Origin of the sequence: Burkholderia sp. BKH01, from assembly GCF_025685725.1 — a bacterium.
GTDB lineage: Bacteria > Pseudomonadota > Gammaproteobacteria > Burkholderiales > Burkholderiaceae > Burkholderia > Burkholderia pyrrocinia_C.
The window spans coordinates 21,660-37,174 of the sequence record NZ_JAOTQT010000029.1 but is presented as its reverse complement, the minus strand read 5'-3'; the positions used below and the strand labels follow the sequence as shown (position 1 = coordinate 37,174).

Here is a 15,515-nt window from a genome sequence, read left to right as displayed (position 1 = left end):
CGGCGGCGTCAACGCGGCGCCGGTTCCTCCAGATAGACGCCCGACGACAGCGTGGCTTTCACCTGCCGCGTGAACTCGTCGATCGACACTTCCTCCGCACCCCCTTCGATCGCGTCGTAGGCCTGGCGCACGACGTCGTCCGGCGTGGCCTTCGGCACGTCGAGGCCGCGTGTCAGGTCGGTGTCGATGAAACCGGCATGCAGCCCGACGACCTGCGTGCGCTGCTCGCGCAGCGAATGGCGCAGCCCGTTGGTCAGCGCCCATGCGGCCGATTTCGACACGCCGTAGCCCGACAGGATCGGCCGGTTCACCCAGCTCGCGACGGACAGCACGTTCAGGATCGCGCCGCCGCCATGGCCGGCGAGGATTCCCGCAAACGCCCGCGACATCGCCAGCATCCCGAATACATTGGTTTCGAAGTGATCGCGCAGCGCGTCGGGCGCGCCGTCGTCCGTCAGGCTGCCGAGCCGCGCAATGCCTGCGTTGTTGATCAGCAGCGTGACGTCGCGCGCCGAGTCGGCCGCCGCGGCGACGGCCGCCGGATCGGTCACGTCGAGCTTCACGGGCACGACGCCCGGCAGCGTCACGGTGGCCGGATCGCGCGCCGCCGCATAGACCTTGCGCGCCCCTCTTGCGAGCGCCTGCTTCGCAAACTCGAGCCCGAGCCCGCGGTTTGCGCCCGTCACGAAAATGACTGCACCTTCGATCTTCATGATCGTTCCTTTCGCATGATGAATCGCATGCGCGCCGGCTCGTCGCGCGCATGAGATCCGGTGGAAAACGAGGCTGCCATCGCTTACCGAATCGCTGCGCCGCAGGGACAGACGCCGAGCCGTCCGCTGCCCGTCACCCCGCGGCGCCAAAGACCTCGACCGATTTCCATCCGTGTTCCGGCCGTGGCTTCGCACCGCCCGCCAAGTCGGCTACACTCGATATCAATGTCGATCACCATTGTCTTTGCGGTGCATTGTGTTCTCGCGGCCCGGACATGTCAATTGTGATCGCCATTGTGATTTTCAATCGGCGCGATCAGCAGAATCAGGGAGGGATCGATGGGCGTGTCAAGACAGCAGGCTGCCGAGAACCGGAGCGCGATCGTCGCGGCCGCCGAGCGGCTGTTCCGCGTGCGCGGCGTCGACGCCGTGGGGCTGACGGAGCTGATGAAGGAAGCCGGCTTCACGCAGGGCGGCTTCTACAACCACTTCAAGTCGAAAGATGCGCTGGCTGCCGAGGTGATGGAAAAGGCGATGCAGGACCGCGCGGATTCGCCGAATGCCGGCAGTCTCGCCGCGCAGGTGGCGTCGTATCTGTCGGCGGCGCATCGCGACAATGTCGAGGCCGGGTGCCCGCTGTCCGGCTTCGCGGGCGACGCGCCGCGACTGACCGATGCGGCGCGCGCGTGCTACGCGCGCGGCCTCGCCGCGTATCTCGACCGGCTGGAACGGATGGTGGCGACCGAAGGCGCGACGCCGGAGCAGACGCGCCGCGACGCGCTCGCGGTCTTCAGCCAGATGGTCGGGGCGCTCGTGCTGTCGCGCGCGATCGCCGGCACCGATCCCGCGCTGGCCGACGAGATCCTCGACGCGGGACGGGATACGCTCACTGACGGACGCGACGGTCCGGTTGCGCCGGCGTAACGAAGCGCGCGGCGGTGCGCTTCGTGCGTTCCTGCGTTCCTGCGTTCGCGCGTTCGTGCGCTCCTGCGCTCCTGCGCTCCTGCGCTCCTGCGCTCCTGCGTTCGTGCGCTATTCGGCCGCCCGCGCGGCATCCCACAGCGGCTGCCCGCCCAGCGCCGCATGCCACGCATCGAAACGCGCGCGCCACGATTCGAACGGCTCCGTCAGCGGATGACGCGGATCTTCGCTGAGCGAATACGCCATCCCTTCGATCAGCCAGCGCGGCTTGGTCACGACGGCCAGGTTGCCGAGCACTTCCGCCTGGCGGTGATGGATCAGTTCGTGCGCGAGAAAGTACGTCTGCCAGCCGCGCGGCGCGACGACCACGCCGAAATTCCCGAGCGTCAGCGCCGCACGCGTGCCGAGGCCGAATGCGTCCGCGCACGCGCGCGTCGAGCAGAACACGACGCGCGGCGCGGCGCGGAACCCGCCGACGGCCGCCGCCGCGCGCGCATAGCCGTCGCGATAGAGCTGCTGCGCGTCGCCGAGCTTCGCGGCATCGTCCGTGCAGATGTCGGCGCTCGGGCAGGACACGCCGGGGATCAGCGCGGGCGCGACGATGCGCAGCGGCTTGACGAGCGCGTACGCGGCAATCGGCAGCGCGACGAGCAGGCCCGTGAGGGCGAAAGCGACATGGGAACGTTTCATCGAGGCGGCGGTTCCGTGGCGTTTTGTTGGAGTTGTACCTGCGTGAATATATCGGACCGGCACGGTTGCCGACCCTGCTTTTCTTTCTGAACGGCTTCAGGCGCCGCCCGGCTCTCGACTCTCAGCGAGACAGGGGACACGTCCCTGCGCTCGCCGGCATCGCAATCGTCATCGTCACGGCCGGCATGGCCTTGAGCCTCGCCAGCCAGCGGCGAACCGGATAACGGCCGGCGATACGGCGACCGAATCTCGCCGCGCACGACTGAAACGGGCGCCGCGCGTCAGGCGGTGTGCCCGATGTCGCCGGCGCCCGCCCCCCATCGGCTCCAGCGAATGCCCAGCCACAGGAGCGCGACACCGCACGCGAACAGGATCGCCTCGACCAGCACGGTATCGACATGCCAGTACCGCGTCAGCAGCACGGCGACGAGGTCGAACACGAAATGGATCGCGATCGCATACGCGAGCCAGCGCTTCGTGCCGCGCACGAATGCCTGCAGCACGATCAGCGACAGCCCGACATGCGCGGCCAGCGCACTCGTGCGTTCGAGCAGCGCGAGAAACGGCGACGCGAGCGTCATGCCCGCGAACTGCGCCCCGATCAGCGACTGCACGCCCTCAGGCACGACGACGCCCTCGTGCGCGAGCAGGTAGCCCGTGCCGAGCGCGAGAAACCCGATGCCGACCAGCAGCATCGCCTCCAGCCCGCCGTGCCCGAGCCCGAGCATCACGGCCGTCTGCGCGTCGCGCCGCTTCGGCAGCAGATACCGGAACGCGACCCAGCGCCCGCATTCCTCGAAGAGCCCGGCCGTCAACGCCGCGAACACCAGCATCGGCACATGCCAGCGCGGGTCGTGAGCGAGCCAGCGGTACAGCGGAATCTGCCACGACATGCGCAGCACCGGCTGGAACACGAAGAAGGTCAGCATGCCGTAGCAAAACACGCGCAACGGTACCTGCGTGCGGCGTCGCCACGCGACCGCGAGCAACACAGGCGCAAGCAACGCGACGACACCGGCCGCGAGCGCGACGAACAGGAGAGCCGGGGCGACCGGATGCATGGCGGATGCCGATGAGCAGCGCTAACGCGTGCCGCTACGCGAGCTGCTTGTGGAAGAACGTCGTCGCACAGAGCGCGCCGTCGGGCATCAGCGCGTAGTTCGGCACGACGCCGACGCGCTGCCAGCCGGCCCGCTCGTACAGCCGCTCGGCGTCGCCGCCCGTCACGGTGTCGAGCACGAGCACGGTCTTGCCGGCGTCGCGCGCGGCCGTGTCGGCCGCTGCCATCAGCCGCGCGGCGACGCCCTGCCGGCGCGCGTGCCGCGACACGAGCATCTTCGCGATGTCCGCGCGATGCGGCTGGTTCTCGGGCTGCGCGGTCACGACCTGCACGGTGCCCAGGATCCGGCCGGCCGCATCTTCGGCGACGAGCAGGATGCGCTCGCCGTTCTCCACGCCGTCGGCCACGCGCGTCCAGAACGCGACGGCGGTCGGCCGCTCGATCGGCAACATGAAGCTGACGGACGCGCCGCCCTCGACGCAATCGATCAGCACGTCGGCCAGCGCGTCGACGCAGGCCCTCGCGTCGCGCGCGCCGACGCGGCGGACGGTAACAGGTTCGGTCATGCCATCTCCGGTGGTCAGCCAGGCCGCACGCGTTCGTTCGTCATGCGCCCGGATTGGAAAGAACGCCAGTCGGTCGTCGAGGCTTGCGCAACGGCGGCAGGCGTCCGGCAACGCGGCGCAGGTTGGCGCGTGTTACTGCCCCATCATCCTACGCGACGAAAATTTCCGCTGCATCGCCTATACTTAGCCGCATGGCTAACTTTCAACCCGGCATCAGCGACGTGTTCCACGCCCTCGCCGACCCGACGCGCTGCGCGATCGTCAGCGCGCTCGGCCAGGGCGAGCGGACCGTCTCCGCGCTGGCCGCGCCGTTCGACATGGCGCTGCCGTCGTTCATGAAGCATGTCGCCGTGCTCGAGCGCAGCGGCCTCGTCCAGACCCGGAAAACCGGCCGCTCACGCACCTGCGCGCTGGTCGGCAGCCGGTTGACCGAGGCCGAGGAATGGCTCGCCGCGCAGCGCGCGCTGTGGGAAGCGCGATCCGATCGTCTCGTCGAATTCGTCGAACGCCGCCACCAGGAGGAGCAAGATGTCAGCAAGCCACGTCGAACCCGCTGAAGCCCACGATCTCGTCATCACCCGCACGCTGCGCGCGCCGCGCCACGCGCTGTGGCGTGCGTGGACCGACCCCGAACTGCTCAGGCAATGGTGGTGCCCGAAGCCGTGGACCACCGAGGTGCGTGCGTTCGACCTGCGGCCGGGCGGCGCTTTCCACACGTTCATGCGCGGCCCGGATGGCGGCACGAGCGACAATCCCGGCTGCTTCCTCGAAATCGTGCCGGAAGCGCGCATCGCGTTCACGTCGATGCTTACCGGCGGCTGGCGGCCGCAAGTGCCGTGGCTGGGCTTCACGGCGATCATTACGATGGCCGACGACGATGCGGGCAGCCGCTACGAGGCATGCGTGATGCACCCCGATGCCGCGACGCGCGAGCGCCACGAAGCGCTCGGCTTCTTCGAGGGCTGGAACACCTGCATCACGCAGCTCGACGCATTCGCGGCCACGCTGCGCTGAACGGCTGAACGCGGGCGAGCGCGCGGTCATTGCATGCCGCCCCGCCCGCGCCTACGATTCCTGAAGGAAGCGCGACGACACGCCGGTATCCGGCGTGCACCGTCGCGCGCGCTCCGCGGGAGGCCACATGTTGCATACGCACACGCATTCGACCCGGGTCAGCCGGCACCTGAACGCACCGCGCGGGCGCGTCTACCGCGCGCTGCTCGATCCGCACTCGGTCGAACAATGGAAGGTGCCCGACGGCATGACGTGCCGCGTGCATGCGTACGACGCGCGCGAAGGTGGCGCGCTGCGCGTGTCGCTGAGCTACGACGCGCCGTCGGCCGACACCGGCAAGACCACCGCGCGCACCGATACCTACCACGGCCGCTTCGTCACGCTCGTGCCGGACCAGCAGATTGTCGAGATCGACGTGTTCGAGACCGACGATCCGATGCTGCGCGGCGCAATGACGATCACGATCACGCTGTCCGACGAAGCGGACGGCACGCGCGTGGACGCCGTGCAAGACGGGATCCCGCCCGGCGTGCCGGTCGCCGACAACGAGACCGGCTGGCGCATGGCGCTGGCGAAGCTCGCGGCGCTGGTGGAGGCCGGGTAGCGACCGTTCGCGCCGGCGGCGGGCATGGGGTGCGGCAGCGCAAAACGCCGCCGCATGCGACACTGGCGCGCCCCCGATCCATCCGGACCCGCACGAGGAAACGCTCGCCATGAACGCCGCGCGCACCGCCACCTGGTATTTCGATTTCGTTTCGCCGTTCGCCTACCTGCAGCAGGAACAATTCGACCGGTTGCCGCCCGCCGCGGCGTTCGAGCCGCGGCCGATCGTGCTCGGCGCGCTGCTCGCGCACTGGGGCCAGAAAGCGCCGGCGGAGATTGCGGCAAAACGCGTCTTCACCTATCGCCACGCGCAATATCGCGCGGACAAGCTCGGCATCCCGTTCCGGATGCCGCCGGCCCACCCGTTCAACCCGATCAAGCCGCTGCGCCTCGCGATCGCGATGGGCGGTTCGCTCGATGTGATCCGGCGGATCTTCCGGCATATCTGGCGCGACGGCCATGACGTGTCGACGCCGGAAGGCTTCGCCGCGCTGTGCGAAGCCGTCGGCTTTCCCGAGGGCGTAACGGCCGTCGAAGCACAGCCGGTGAAGGACGCGCTGCGCGCGAACACCGATCAAGCGATCGCGCACGGCGTATTCGGCGTGCCGACCTTCGAGCTCGACGGCGACCTGTTCTGGGGCGAGGATGCGACCGACATGTTCGCCGACTGCGCCACGTCGCGCGCGTGGCTCGACTCGCCCGAGGTGCGCCGCATCAGCGCGCTGCCCGAAGGAATCCGGCGCGGCTGACGGCGCGGCCCGCGCCGACCGGGTCAGACTTCGCGCCCTTCGACGAGCCCCGGCACGGCCTCGCGCATCATCGCGACGAACCGCACGAGCCGCGACGGGTAGAACTGCGCATGCGGATAGACCAGGTAGACGGGCAGCGGTGCGGCCTGCCACTCGGGTGCGAGATGCACGAGCTCGCCGCGCGCGAGGTGGTCGGCCAGCATCCATGTCGAACCGACGCACGCGCCGACGCCCAGCAGAGCCGCGCTGCGCAGCGCGTACAGGTTCGCGGTCGTGATGCGCGGGCGGATCGCGATGCGCCGCGTGTCGCCGGTGACGGCGTGCGTCAGCGCCAGCTCGGTGCGGTAATACGTGCGCAACGCGAGCCATGGCAAAGCAGCCAGCGCGTCGGGGTCGGCCGGTGGGTCGGCGCCGTTCAGCACCGACGGCGCGGCAACCACGAAACGCGGCACCTTCGTCAGCCGAATCGCGACGACGGACGGATCGGTCGGCTCGCCGACCAGGATCGCGCAATCGATGCCGCTGCCGACGAAATCCCGCACCTCGTCCTGCAGCAGCCACTCGACCGACACGCGCGGATAGTCGCGCAGGAACTGCGCGAGCGGCCCGATGAAACGCTCCTGCCCGAACGCGTGCGGCACCGCGACCCGCAGCAGGCCGTCGGGCTCCTCCTGCGCACCGCGCAGATCGGCCTCGAACGCAGCCCAGTTTGCCAGCAGCTCCTTCGCGCGCTTGAAACAGCGCTCGCCGTCGACGGTCAGCCGCATCGTGTGCGTCGTCCGTTGCAGCAGCCGCATGCCGAGCGAGCGTTCGAGCGCCTGCAGCCGTCGGCTGATCGTCGGCTGCGTCGTATGCAGTTGCGCGGCAGCGGCCGACAGGCTGCCGGCCTCGACTATGCGCACGAAGGTTTCCATCAGCTCGAAACGATAACCGGCGCCGTCCACCGGCACCGTCTGAATGCGCGGAGAGCCGCCAGCAGCGGGAGAAGCGGAAGATTTTTCATTCATTCGTGAAGCGTATAACAAATCTTCGCGAGGCGGCACTACCGTCGCCGGCCGCGCGCCGCCACACTCGCGTCATCCCGTTATCCAACCCAGGATGCACGCCATGTCCACTCCGACCCGTCTCGACGCCGCGCCCCGCGTGGCGCACACCGCGGCCCGCCCGGCCGCCCATTCGATGCCCGATCGCCGGCTCGTGCTGCTGCTCGCCGCCGCCGCCGGCCTCGGCGTCGCACCGCTCTATTACGCGCAGCCGATGCTCGGCGCGCTCGGGCCAGAGCTCGGCGCGTCGGCGCGCGCGATCGGCTTCGTGCCGACGCTCACGCAGCTCGGCTATGCGCTCGGCATCCTGCTGCTCGCGCCGCTCGGCGACCGCTTCGACCGCCGCCGCGTGATCGTGACCAAGGCCGCCGCGCTGGTCATCGCACTGCTGCTCGCCGCTGTCGCGCCGTCGCTCGGGCTGCTGCTCGCGGCGAGCTTCGCGATCGGCCTCGCCGCGACGATGGCGCAGGACGTCGTGCCGGCCGCCGCGACGCTCGCCCATGACACGCATCGCGGCCGCATCGTCGGCACGGTGATGACGGGGCTGCTGCTCGGTATCCTGCTGTCGCGCGTCGTTGCCGGCTTCGTCGCCGAGACGGCCGGCTGGCGCGCGATGTTCGCGCTCGCGGCCGCCAGCGTCGCCGCGATCGGCATCGTGGCCGCGCGCGGGCTGCCGCGCTTCGAACCGACCACGCGCCTGCCGTATCGCGCGCTGATCGGCTCGCTCGGCGCGTTGTGGCGCGATCATCCGGCACTGCGCCGCGCCGCGCTCGCGCAGGGGCTGCTGTCCATCGGGTTCAGCGCGTTCTGGTCGACGCTCGCGGTGATGCTGCACGGCGCGCCGTTCCACCTCGGCAGCGCAGCCGCAGGCGCGTTCGGCCTCGCGGGTGCCGCCGGTGCGCTGGCTGCACCCATCGCCGGCCGTCTGGCCGACCATCACGGCCCCGAGCGCGTCACGCGCATCGGTATCGGCATCGCAACGCTGTCGTTCGCGTCGATGGCCGCCGCGCCGCTGATGTCGCCGCATGCGCAGCTCGTGCTGCTCGCGGTCGCGACGATCGGCTTCGATCTCGGCGTGCAGGCGACGCTGATTGCGCACCAGGCAATCGTCTACCGGATCGATCCCGCGTCGCGCAGCCGCCTCAACGCGGTGCTGTTCGTCGGCATGTTCATCGGGATGGCGGCCGGTGCCGCGATCGGCAGTTCGTTGCTCGCGCAACTGGGCTGGAACGCGGTGACCGCGCTGGCCGTCGCGACGTCGCTGGCCGCGCTCGCCGTGCGGGTCTGGCGCAACTGAAATTCGACGCCGCGCAGCCGAGGCGGGCAGGCCCACAGGGCTTGCCCGCCTTTTCTTTTATTTTCGACCGGCGCATGCAGCGCGGTGCGTGGCCTGACAGATTCGCACCGGGCGTAACCCGCATTCGTTCATCCGGCGCAAGGTCCGCACCAGCCTGCGGAATTGTCCAGTTCAACCAATTATTTTTCCGGCGATCGCGCGCATCGACGCACAAACATCGGACGATTCGACCGTACCCCGCCGCTCGGCACTCCGCCATCCGGCCCCGCCGCGCGGCCCCCTTTTATCAGGGGATTCCCGGTATTTTTTTGCATTTTCTTCGAAATAACGGGTGACATACTTGCCCCCCGTTGCGCTCCGGTACGAGCGCGCTTCCAGATCCTGCCGGCCGCGCGCCTCGTGCTGCGCGTCCGCCCGGGGGGCACAGAACATGAACAATTTCGACACCACGATCCAGATCTTCCTCACCCACGTGACGTTCGGCCCGCTGATGAATCACGTGATCCGCGTGATCGCAGGCCTGTACACGTTCAAGGGCTTCGTGCTCATTCCCGTCTTGTGCTGGCTGTGGTTCCAGCCTGGCCCGAACCGCGAGCGGCAACGCGAACTGGTTATCGCAACGGTCGCGAGCGGGCTCATCGCGCTCGCGTTCGGCCGGCTGCTCGCACAGGTGCTGCCGTTCCGCGTGCGGCCGATCTACAACCCCGACCTGCACCTGCACTTTCCGTCGGCCGGACTGCGCGCGGCAACGCTGCAGGCATGGAGTTCGTTTCCGAGCGATCACGCGATGCTGTGGATGGCGATCGCGACCGGCATCTTCATCATCGCGCGCCGCGTCGGCGTGTTCGCGCTGTTGTATTCCGTCGTGTTCATCTGCCTGCCGCGCGCGTATCTCGGCTTTCACTACCCGACCGACCTGATCGCGGGCGCCGCGATCGGCATCGCGATCGCGTGGCTGCTGACGCGCGACGCGATCCGGTCGCGCTTCGCGCCGCAGGTGCTGGAGATGATCCGGCGCTTCCCCGCGCCGGCCTATACGCTCGCGTTCCTGCTGTGTTTCGAGTTGATCACGCAGTTCGACGAACTGCTGACGCTCGCGCAGTCGGCCACGCATACGATGTGACGGGCAGGCGCCGCGATGCTGCCGCTGCTTTCCTTCCGTCGCCCCGGTACGCGCTGCCGGCCGTGCGCGGCGGCGGCGCGCCGCGCGACGGCCGCGCCAATCAATCTCGATCGGGCGCGCCGAGCGGAAAGAACGGACGAAACGGCCGCGCCTCGTCGACCGCTCGCGCGAACGACGGCCGCGCAAGCAGACGCTTCCGATACGCGATCACGTTCGCGAACGACGGATCGATCCGGTGCGTCCAGTCCGCGTAGAACAGGAACGGTGCCGCGCCGCAATCGGCGAGGCTGAAGCGCTCGCCCGCCGCCCATTCGCGATCGGCCATCTTCTGGTCCAGCCACGCATACGACGTTTCGAGCATCGCGCGCGCATCGGCGACACCGCGCGCATCGCGCTCGGCTTCCGGCCGCAGCGCGTCGTGCACGACCTTCTGCTGCGGCGTCGACACGTAGTTGTCGAAGAAGCGATCCATCATCCGCACCTCGAGCGCCGCGTGCGGATCGTCGGGCAGCAGGCGCACCGGGCCCGGATGGTTCAGGCCGAGATACTCGATGATGATCGACGCCTCGACCACGGTGCGGCCCGCATCGACCAGCACCGGAAAACGCTTCAGCGGCCACAGCGCGGTCAGTTCCTGCATCGGCTTCGGATCGTCGTGCGCGAGCACGCGATACTCGAACGGCGTGCCGTTCTCGTACAGCGCGGTCAGCACTTTCTGGCAGTAGGACGAAAAGGGATGGGCGTAAAGCGTCGGCATCATCGCGTGGTCTCTCAGGGTTTCGGCGCCGCGTCATGCGGCGCCACATGATCTCGGATACCTTGACGACGAACGGCGCGTGGCCATTTCGACATCGGTCCGGAAATTTTTTTGCGCGGCCTCGGGCGCTACGACCGGCCGTCCATCACGACACGCCCTTCGGCGCGCCAGCGCAGCATCCCGCCGCCTAGATTCGCGACCGCGTCGAAACCGGCCTTCAGCAGGATCACGTTCGCCTGCGCGGATCGCCCGCCGGCCCGGCACACGGTCACGACCGGCCGGTCGCGCGCGATCTCGCCGGTGCGCGCGGCCAGTTCGCCGAGCGGAATCGGCATCGCGCCGGGCAGGTGTCCGAGCGGGCCCGTGAATTCGTCCGGTTCGCGCACATCGACGACCTGTACCGTCGGCAGATGATCCTCGAGCCATTGCGGATCGATTTCCCAGAAGCCGGCGAACGTATAGACGAGCGGCGCCCAGTCGGGCGCCGCCTGTGCATCGGGCGCGTTCGTGGCGACGCCGCAATGCAGGTTCGCCGGCACCGCGACGTCGATCTGGCGCGGGTGCGCAAGACCGAGGTTGCGCATGTAGCCGGCGAAATCGTCTTCGCTGAGATCGCCGCCGAGGCGCGGATTGAAGCGCCGCTCCTCGCCGACGCTCGTCACCGTGAGCCCGCGATAGTCGTGCGCCGGATACAGCAGGCATGCGGCCGGCAGCGTGAAGAGCCGGCCGTGCACCGCGCGATACAGCGCGCGCGGGTCGCCCTGCTGGAAGTCGGTGCGGCCCGTGCCGCGGATCAGCAGGCAATCGCCGGTGAACGCCATCGATTCGTCGTCGAGCACGAGGCTGATGCAGCCGTTCGTGTGGCCGGGCGTCGCGCGCACGGTCAGGTAGCGCGAGCCGAATGCGCAGCGGTCGCCGTCGTTCAGGTAGCGGTCGGCACCCTGCGCACCGCTTGCGGCCGAGATCGCGATCGCGCTGCCCGTGCGCTGCTTCAGCAGCCACGCGCCCGTCACGTGATCGGCATGCACGTGCGTGTCGACGGTCGCGACGAGCCGCAGCCCGAGCTCGTCGAGCAGCGCCGCGTCGCGGCGCACCTGCTCGAACACCGGATCAATCAGCAGCGCTTCGCGCGACGCGCGGTCGGCGAGCAGATACGTGTATGTCGACGATTGCGGGTCGAAAAGTTGCCGGAAGATCATCGCGAAGTCGCTCCGTCGCCTGTTCAGGTTGGTGTTGTGCGGCCCACGTGCCGTGCGTCGCCGACGCGCGGGCAAGCGGGCGCGAGTGCCGCCCCGTCCGTATGCCTGTCGCAGCGCATGATCCGGAAGTTTACGGCTGCGTCTGCTGCGCATCGTCGTCCGGCACCGGCGTCGGCATGATGACATCGACGCCGGGCAACCGGCATCGCACCTGCCGCGCTTCACACATCCATATAGCGTAGATCAAAATGCACGCGCCGCCGGCGTCCCATACGCGGCAACCGATTCCGATGACGAATGACGCGCGGCAGGACGATTCGCCGCGCCCGGACGGCGGCGCGCGCTGCTGCCTTACACTACGGCCTGTTCTCGTCTCCGTTCACAGGAATTCCGTCGACATGTCGCTGACGATCGATCCGAAGCAGGCCGCCGCGCTGCTGGCCGTCGCCGACACCGGCAGCTTCGAGCAGGCGGCCGTGCGCCTGCACGTGACCGCATCCGCCGTCACGCAGCGGGTCCGCGCGCTGGAAGCGAGCCTCGGCACGCCGCTCGTGCTGCGCACGCGACCGTGCCGCCCGACGGTGGCCGGGCAGCGCGTGCTGCAGCACCTGCGCCGCGTCGCGCTGCTGCAGGCCGACCTGCAAAGCACGCTCGAGACCGAGCGCGAATCGCCGATCTCGGTGACGATCGCACTGAATTCCGACAGCCTCGGCACGTGGTTCCTGCCCGTGCTGACGTCCGTGCTCGCGGGCGAGCGGATCCTGTTCGAGCTGATCGTCGAGGATCAGGACCACACGTTCGCGCTGCTCGAAAGCGGGATGGCGGTCGGCTGCGTGACGACCGAGCCGAAGCCGATGCGCGGCTGCATCGCGACGCCGCTCGGCACGATGCGCTACCGGCTGCTCGCGGCCGCCGCGTTCGCGGCGCGCTGGTTTCCGCGCGGGCTGAACCGCACGAGTGCGCGCAACGCGCCCGTCGTCGCGTATTCGCGGCGCGACACGCTGCAGTCGTCGTTCCTGAAGGAGAAGTTCGGATTGCCGGAAGGTGCATACCCGTGCCATTACGTGCCGGGCACCCATTCGCACTTCGCGGCGGTGCGGCACGGGCTCGGCTACGCAATGGTGCCGGAGCCGCTGATCGGCACCGCGCCGCTCGACGCGCAGGCGCTCGTCGATCTCGCGCCCGCGCATCCGACCGACGTCACGCTGTACTGGCATGCGTGGACCGTGCAGTCGCCGACGATGGCGTCGCTGTCCGCGCGGGTGGTCGAAGCGGCGCGCCGGTTGCTCGCGCCGCTGCCGAAATGACATGAGCCGGTGACGGGCCCGGCTCGTGGCCCTCGACCGTTACCCGCGTCGCTGCGCGAAATACGCGCCGACCGCGCCGAGGAACGTGTCGATGTCCGCGCGCGACACGTCGCAGTGGGTGACGAAGCGCGACGCGTACAGCATCTGCGTGAGGATCCCGCGCTCCCTGAGCCACGCCTCGAGCGGCGCGCAATCGGCTTCGGGGAATTGCGCGAACACCATGTTCGTCGCGTGCGACAGCACCTTCACGGATTCGATGCGCGCGAGGCCTGCCGCGAGATGCGCGGCGTTCGCGTGATCGTCCGCGAGCCGCTCGACGTTGTGGTCGAGCGCATACAGGCACGCCGCCGCGAGAATGCCCGACTGCCGCATCCCGCCGCCGAGCACCTTGCGCCAGCGCTGCGCGCGCTCGATCAGCGCACGGTTGCCAACCAGCACCGAGCCGACCGGTGCGCCGAGCCCTTTCGAGAAGCAGATCGATACGGTATCGAACGGCGCGCACAGCTCGGCGATCGGACGCCCCGACGCGACGGCCGCGTTGCACGCGCGCGCGCCGTCGAGGTGCGTGGACAGCCCGCGGCTGCGCGCGAACGCGACGGCTTCCTGCACATAACCTTCCGGCAAGACCTGGCCGCCGATCGTGTTTTCGAGCGCGAGCAGGCGCGTGCGGGCAAAGTGATTGTCGATCGGCTTGATCGCCGCGGCGATCTTCGCGAGCGGCAGCGTGCCGTCCGGCGCGTTCTCGATCGGTTGCGGCTGGATACTGCCCAGCACGGCCGCGCCGCCGCCTTCGTACTTGTAGGTGTGCGCGAGCTGGCCGACGATGTACTCGTCGCCGCGCTCGCAATGGGACATCAGTGCGGCCAGGTTGCTCTGCGTGCCGCTCGGGAAGAACAGGCCGGCTTCCTTGCCGGTCCGCTCGGCCACGGCCGCCTGCAGGCGCAGCACGGTCGGGTCGTCGCCCCATACGTCGTCGCCGACTTCGGCGGCAGTCATCGCGGCCAGCATTGCCTGGCTCGGACGTGTCACGGTATCGCTGCGTAAATCGATCATCGCTTTGCCCTGAATAAACGCGGACCGGAACCGATGCGCCCGGCCCTGCCGAAACGAGATTCAGAGTGTACGCAATTCACGCAGCGCGTGCCGACGGTCGAGCGGCGATCGCGCACCGGCGGCCACCGGCGCGTGCGGTGCGCGGCATGCCGGCGCGACGGGCGAACGCACCCGTCAATACCGCGGCGGCGGCGGCTGGACACCCGCCGGCGGCATCGGCGGCGCCGCACGCGGCGCGCCGCCATATCCGCCGCCCCCGCCGCCGCTCATCCCGCCCGGCACCGGCACGCGGTTGCCCGTCGCATACATGCATTGCAGGTACGCGTAGTCGTAGCGGCGCTGGATGTCGTAGGCCGAGCCCTGCGCGGCGCCCGCGCCGACGACGCTGCCCGCGAGCAGCCCCGCGCCGGCGCCGACGGCCGCACCGGTACCGCCGTTGAACGCGGCGCCGGCCGCCGCACCGAGGGCAGTGCCGACAGCCGCGCTGCCGACCGCGCTCGCGGTCGACGCCTGCCCGGCACTCACGCCGCCCGATTGCTCGAACGCGTACTGGCGGCAGTTTCCATCATCGGCACGGAACTGGTCGAATGACTTGCCGGTGCCGGGCAGCGCCATCACGCTCGGCCCGGTCGGCATGTAGGCGCACGCGCCAACGAGGCCGGCCAGCGCCAGCACGACCGGCACGCGCAAAGGTCGAAATGCGGATTTCATCGTCGCGCCTCCGTCACTGCGGCCGCGCCGGCACCGATCGCCAGCCCGACTTGCAGGTCTTCACATACGGGTAGTAGTGTCGCGACGCGTCGCAGTAGTACCAGAGGTTCGCATCGCCATCGTCCTGCGGCTGCCCCTTCTCGACATACTCGGGTGGCGGGCCGGGAGCGACAGGCACCACGACGACGGGCGGCGGGTAGTAATACGGCGCGGGGGCGACGGGGTAGTAATACGGGTAGCCGGGGCCGATGTAGACCCCCACCCGGGCGGCATGCGCCGCGCCGCCCGTCACGAGCGCCACCGCGGCCGCCGCGCCCAGCGCGAGCTTCGATCCATTCACGTCACGTTCTCCGACAGACCGGTTCGTCGATGCGAACCCGACACCCAGAACGCTACGCCGCACGCCGTTCGGCATCCATCACGGGTGAATACGCGAATGTTGCGCGACGTTACCAATGTGACAGACCCCGCCTGCCACGCCCCTCCCGCGCGTCGCCCGCAATGACGGGCTAACGCGTCGAAACGGATCGGCCACGCACGGCGGCGCGCCGGGGGTTCCGCGCGATACGGGCGCACGCATCGAACCGTTCCGATGACGCGACGCGCCATATTGACGCACGTGCGTCAGACCGCCACGCTACGGTCGCACGCGCCACGAACGGCCTTCTTGATACGAATCAACGATTTATCCCGGAATCGCGCGCGGCGG

Annotated in this window: 19 protein-coding genes; 8 read left to right on the top strand and 11 right to left on the bottom strand. The window is 69.4% G+C overall.

Annotation, left to right across the window (positions count from 1 at the left end):
* Positions 1-8 precede the first annotated feature (8 nt).
* Positions 9-713: an SDR family oxidoreductase gene (locus OEJ37_RS29770; protein WP_263348131.1), complete on the bottom strand. Its 705-nt coding sequence runs from the start codon at positions 711-713 to the stop codon at positions 9-11.
* 339 nt (positions 714-1,052) lie between these two features.
* Between OEJ37_RS29770 and OEJ37_RS29765 the strand changes: the two genes are divergently transcribed.
* Entirely contained in the window at positions 1,053-1,637 is a 585-nt protein-coding gene (locus tag OEJ37_RS29765) for a TetR/AcrR family transcriptional regulator (RefSeq protein WP_263348129.1), read from the top strand.
* A gap of 108 nt (positions 1,638-1,745) precedes the next feature.
* On the opposite strand, the gene OEJ37_RS29760 is transcribed toward OEJ37_RS29765, so the two are convergent.
* The 3 genes from OEJ37_RS29760 to OEJ37_RS29750 all read right to left on the bottom strand — a co-directional run bounded on the left by OEJ37_RS29760 (position 1,746) and on the right by OEJ37_RS29750 (position 3,950).
* Positions 1,746-2,324: a hypothetical protein gene (locus tag OEJ37_RS29760; protein ID WP_263348128.1), complete on the bottom strand. Its 579-nt coding sequence runs from the start codon at positions 2,322-2,324 to the stop codon at positions 1,746-1,748.
* 281 nt (positions 2,325-2,605) lie between these two features.
* Positions 2,606-3,385 (bottom strand): YhfC family intramembrane metalloprotease, encoded by a 780-nt coding sequence (locus tag OEJ37_RS29755; protein ID WP_263348126.1) that lies wholly within the window; start codon positions 3,383-3,385, stop codon positions 2,606-2,608.
* 34 nt (positions 3,386-3,419) lie between these two features.
* Positions 3,420-3,950: a GNAT family N-acetyltransferase gene (locus tag OEJ37_RS29750; protein WP_174419172.1), complete on the bottom strand. Its 531-nt coding sequence runs from the start codon at positions 3,948-3,950 to the stop codon at positions 3,420-3,422.
* Positions 3,951-4,141: 191 nt separating this feature from the next.
* Between OEJ37_RS29750 and OEJ37_RS29745 the strand changes: the two genes are divergently transcribed.
* The 4 genes from OEJ37_RS29745 (at position 4,142) to OEJ37_RS29730 (ending at position 6,316) form a co-directional block, all read left to right on the top strand.
* Entirely contained in the window at positions 4,142-4,507 is a 366-nt protein-coding gene (locus OEJ37_RS29745) for an ArsR/SmtB family transcription factor (RefSeq protein ID WP_072440154.1), read from the top strand.
* A complete protein-coding gene (locus OEJ37_RS29740; protein ID WP_174419173.1) occupies positions 4,479-4,964 on the top strand; it encodes an SRPBCC family protein in 486 nt (161 codons plus the stop codon). The genes OEJ37_RS29745 and OEJ37_RS29740 overlap by 29 nt, the downstream gene beginning before the upstream one ends.
* Positions 4,965-5,091: 127 nt before the next feature.
* Entirely contained in the window at positions 5,092-5,568 is a 477-nt protein-coding gene (locus tag OEJ37_RS29735; RefSeq protein WP_174419174.1) for an SRPBCC family protein, read from the top strand.
* 109 nt (positions 5,569-5,677) lie between these two features.
* Positions 5,678-6,316: a 2-hydroxychromene-2-carboxylate isomerase gene (locus OEJ37_RS29730; protein ID WP_263348117.1), complete on the top strand. Its 639-nt coding sequence runs from the start codon at positions 5,678-5,680 to the stop codon at positions 6,314-6,316.
* 23 nt (positions 6,317-6,339) lie between these two features.
* Here OEJ37_RS29730 and OEJ37_RS29725 read toward each other — a convergent pair whose 3' ends face one another.
* Positions 6,340-7,323, bottom strand: a complete 984-nt coding sequence (locus tag OEJ37_RS29725) for a LysR family transcriptional regulator (protein ID WP_175917111.1) — start codon at positions 7,321-7,323, stop codon at positions 6,340-6,342.
* Between the two features lie 100 nt (positions 7,324-7,423).
* On the opposite strand from OEJ37_RS29725, the gene OEJ37_RS29720 reads away from it, so the two are divergent.
* Positions 7,424-8,656 (top strand): MFS transporter, encoded by a 1,233-nt coding sequence (locus OEJ37_RS29720; RefSeq protein WP_263348116.1) that lies wholly within the window; start codon positions 7,424-7,426, stop codon positions 8,654-8,656.
* 171 nt (positions 8,657-8,827) lie between these two features.
* Here OEJ37_RS29720 and OEJ37_RS29715 read toward each other — a convergent pair whose 3' ends face one another.
* Positions 8,828-9,106, bottom strand: a complete 279-nt coding sequence (locus tag OEJ37_RS29715) for a hypothetical protein (RefSeq protein ID WP_174419178.1) — start codon at positions 9,104-9,106, stop codon at positions 8,828-8,830.
* On the opposite strand from OEJ37_RS29715, the gene OEJ37_RS29710 reads away from it, so the two are divergent.
* A complete protein-coding gene (locus OEJ37_RS29710; protein ID WP_174419179.1) occupies positions 9,087-9,779 on the top strand; it encodes a phosphatase PAP2 family protein in 693 nt (230 codons plus the stop codon). The two genes, OEJ37_RS29715 and OEJ37_RS29710, sit on opposite strands and share 20 nt — an antisense overlap.
* A gap of 100 nt (positions 9,780-9,879) precedes the next feature.
* On the opposite strand, the gene OEJ37_RS29705 is transcribed toward OEJ37_RS29710, so the two are convergent.
* Together OEJ37_RS29705 and OEJ37_RS29700 are read right to left on the bottom strand one after the other, a co-directional pair.
* Positions 9,880-10,539 (bottom strand): glutathione S-transferase family protein, encoded by a 660-nt coding sequence (locus OEJ37_RS29705; RefSeq protein WP_175943059.1) that lies wholly within the window; start codon positions 10,537-10,539, stop codon positions 9,880-9,882.
* Positions 10,540-10,664: 125 nt separating this feature from the next.
* A complete protein-coding gene (locus OEJ37_RS29700; protein ID WP_263348112.1) occupies positions 10,665-11,735 on the bottom strand; it encodes an MBL fold metallo-hydrolase in 1,071 nt (356 codons plus the stop codon).
* Positions 11,736-12,139: 404 nt separating this feature from the next.
* Here OEJ37_RS29700 and OEJ37_RS29695 point away from each other — a divergent pair, with 404 nt between their 5' ends.
* Positions 12,140-13,042 (top strand): HTH-type transcriptional regulator ArgP, encoded by a 903-nt coding sequence (locus OEJ37_RS29695; RefSeq protein ID WP_411859296.1) that lies wholly within the window; start codon positions 12,140-12,142, stop codon positions 13,040-13,042.
* A gap of 39 nt (positions 13,043-13,081) precedes the next feature.
* On the opposite strand, the gene ltaE is transcribed toward OEJ37_RS29695, so the two are convergent.
* The 3 genes from ltaE to OEJ37_RS29680 all read right to left on the bottom strand — a co-directional run bounded on the left by ltaE (position 13,082) and on the right by OEJ37_RS29680 (position 15,146).
* Positions 13,082-14,095 carry a low-specificity L-threonine aldolase gene (gene ltaE, locus OEJ37_RS29690; protein WP_175917116.1) on the bottom strand — a complete coding sequence of 338 codons (1,014 nt, stop codon included), beginning with the start codon at positions 14,093-14,095 and terminating at the stop codon, positions 13,082-13,084.
* A 174-nt stretch (positions 14,096-14,269) separates the two neighbouring features.
* A complete protein-coding gene (locus tag OEJ37_RS29685; protein ID WP_174419184.1) occupies positions 14,270-14,806 on the bottom strand; it encodes a YMGG-like glycine zipper-containing protein in 537 nt (178 codons plus the stop codon).
* A 13-nt stretch (positions 14,807-14,819) separates the two neighbouring features.
* On the bottom strand, positions 14,820-15,146 hold the full coding sequence (locus OEJ37_RS29680; protein ID WP_175943053.1) for a hypothetical protein: 327 nt from the start codon (positions 15,144-15,146) through the stop codon (positions 14,820-14,822).
* Between the last annotated feature and the right edge of the window lie 369 nt (positions 15,147-15,515).

What these genes read in the sequence shown, in the direction of transcription:
- OEJ37_RS29730 (WP_263348117.1), top strand. Translation starts at nt 5,678, where the DNA reads ATGAACGCCGCGCGCACCGCCACCTGGTATTTCGATTTCGTTTCGCCG.
- OEJ37_RS29760 (WP_263348128.1), bottom strand. Translation starts at nt 2,324, where the DNA reads ATGAAACGTTCCCATGTCGCTTTCGCCCTCACGGGCCTGCTCGTCGCG.
- OEJ37_RS29725 (WP_175917111.1), bottom strand. Translation starts at nt 7,323, where the DNA reads ATGAATGAAAAATCTTCCGCTTCTCCCGCTGCTGGCGGCTCTCCGCGC.
- OEJ37_RS29700 (WP_263348112.1), bottom strand. Translation starts at nt 11,735, where the DNA reads ATGATCTTCCGGCAACTTTTCGACCCGCAATCGTCGACATACACGTAT.
- OEJ37_RS29685 (WP_174419184.1), bottom strand. Translation starts at nt 14,806, where the DNA reads ATGAAATCCGCATTTCGACCTTTGCGCGTGCCGGTCGTGCTGGCGCTG.
- OEJ37_RS29765 (WP_263348129.1), top strand. Translation starts at nt 1,053, where the DNA reads ATGGGCGTGTCAAGACAGCAGGCTGCCGAGAACCGGAGCGCGATCGTC.
- OEJ37_RS29755 (WP_263348126.1), bottom strand. Translation starts at nt 3,385, where the DNA reads ATGCATCCGGTCGCCCCGGCTCTCCTGTTCGTCGCGCTCGCGGCCGGT.
- OEJ37_RS29745 (WP_072440154.1), top strand. Translation starts at nt 4,142, where the DNA reads ATGGCTAACTTTCAACCCGGCATCAGCGACGTGTTCCACGCCCTCGCC.
- OEJ37_RS29705 (WP_175943059.1), bottom strand. Translation starts at nt 10,539, where the DNA reads ATGATGCCGACGCTTTACGCCCATCCCTTTTCGTCCTACTGCCAGAAA.
- OEJ37_RS29720 (WP_263348116.1), top strand. Translation starts at nt 7,424, where the DNA reads ATGTCCACTCCGACCCGTCTCGACGCCGCGCCCCGCGTGGCGCACACC.
- OEJ37_RS29735 (WP_174419174.1), top strand. Translation starts at nt 5,092, where the DNA reads ATGTTGCATACGCACACGCATTCGACCCGGGTCAGCCGGCACCTGAAC.
- OEJ37_RS29750 (WP_174419172.1), bottom strand. Translation starts at nt 3,950, where the DNA reads ATGACCGAACCTGTTACCGTCCGCCGCGTCGGCGCGCGCGACGCGAGG.
- OEJ37_RS29710 (WP_174419179.1), top strand. Translation starts at nt 9,087, where the DNA reads ATGAACAATTTCGACACCACGATCCAGATCTTCCTCACCCACGTGACG.
- OEJ37_RS29770 (WP_263348131.1), bottom strand. Translation starts at nt 713, where the DNA reads ATGAAGATCGAAGGTGCAGTCATTTTCGTGACGGGCGCAAACCGCGGG.
- OEJ37_RS29740 (WP_174419173.1), top strand. Translation starts at nt 4,479, where the DNA reads ATGTCAGCAAGCCACGTCGAACCCGCTGAAGCCCACGATCTCGTCATC.
- ltaE (WP_175917116.1), bottom strand. Translation starts at nt 14,095, where the DNA reads ATGATCGATTTACGCAGCGATACCGTGACACGTCCGAGCCAGGCAATG.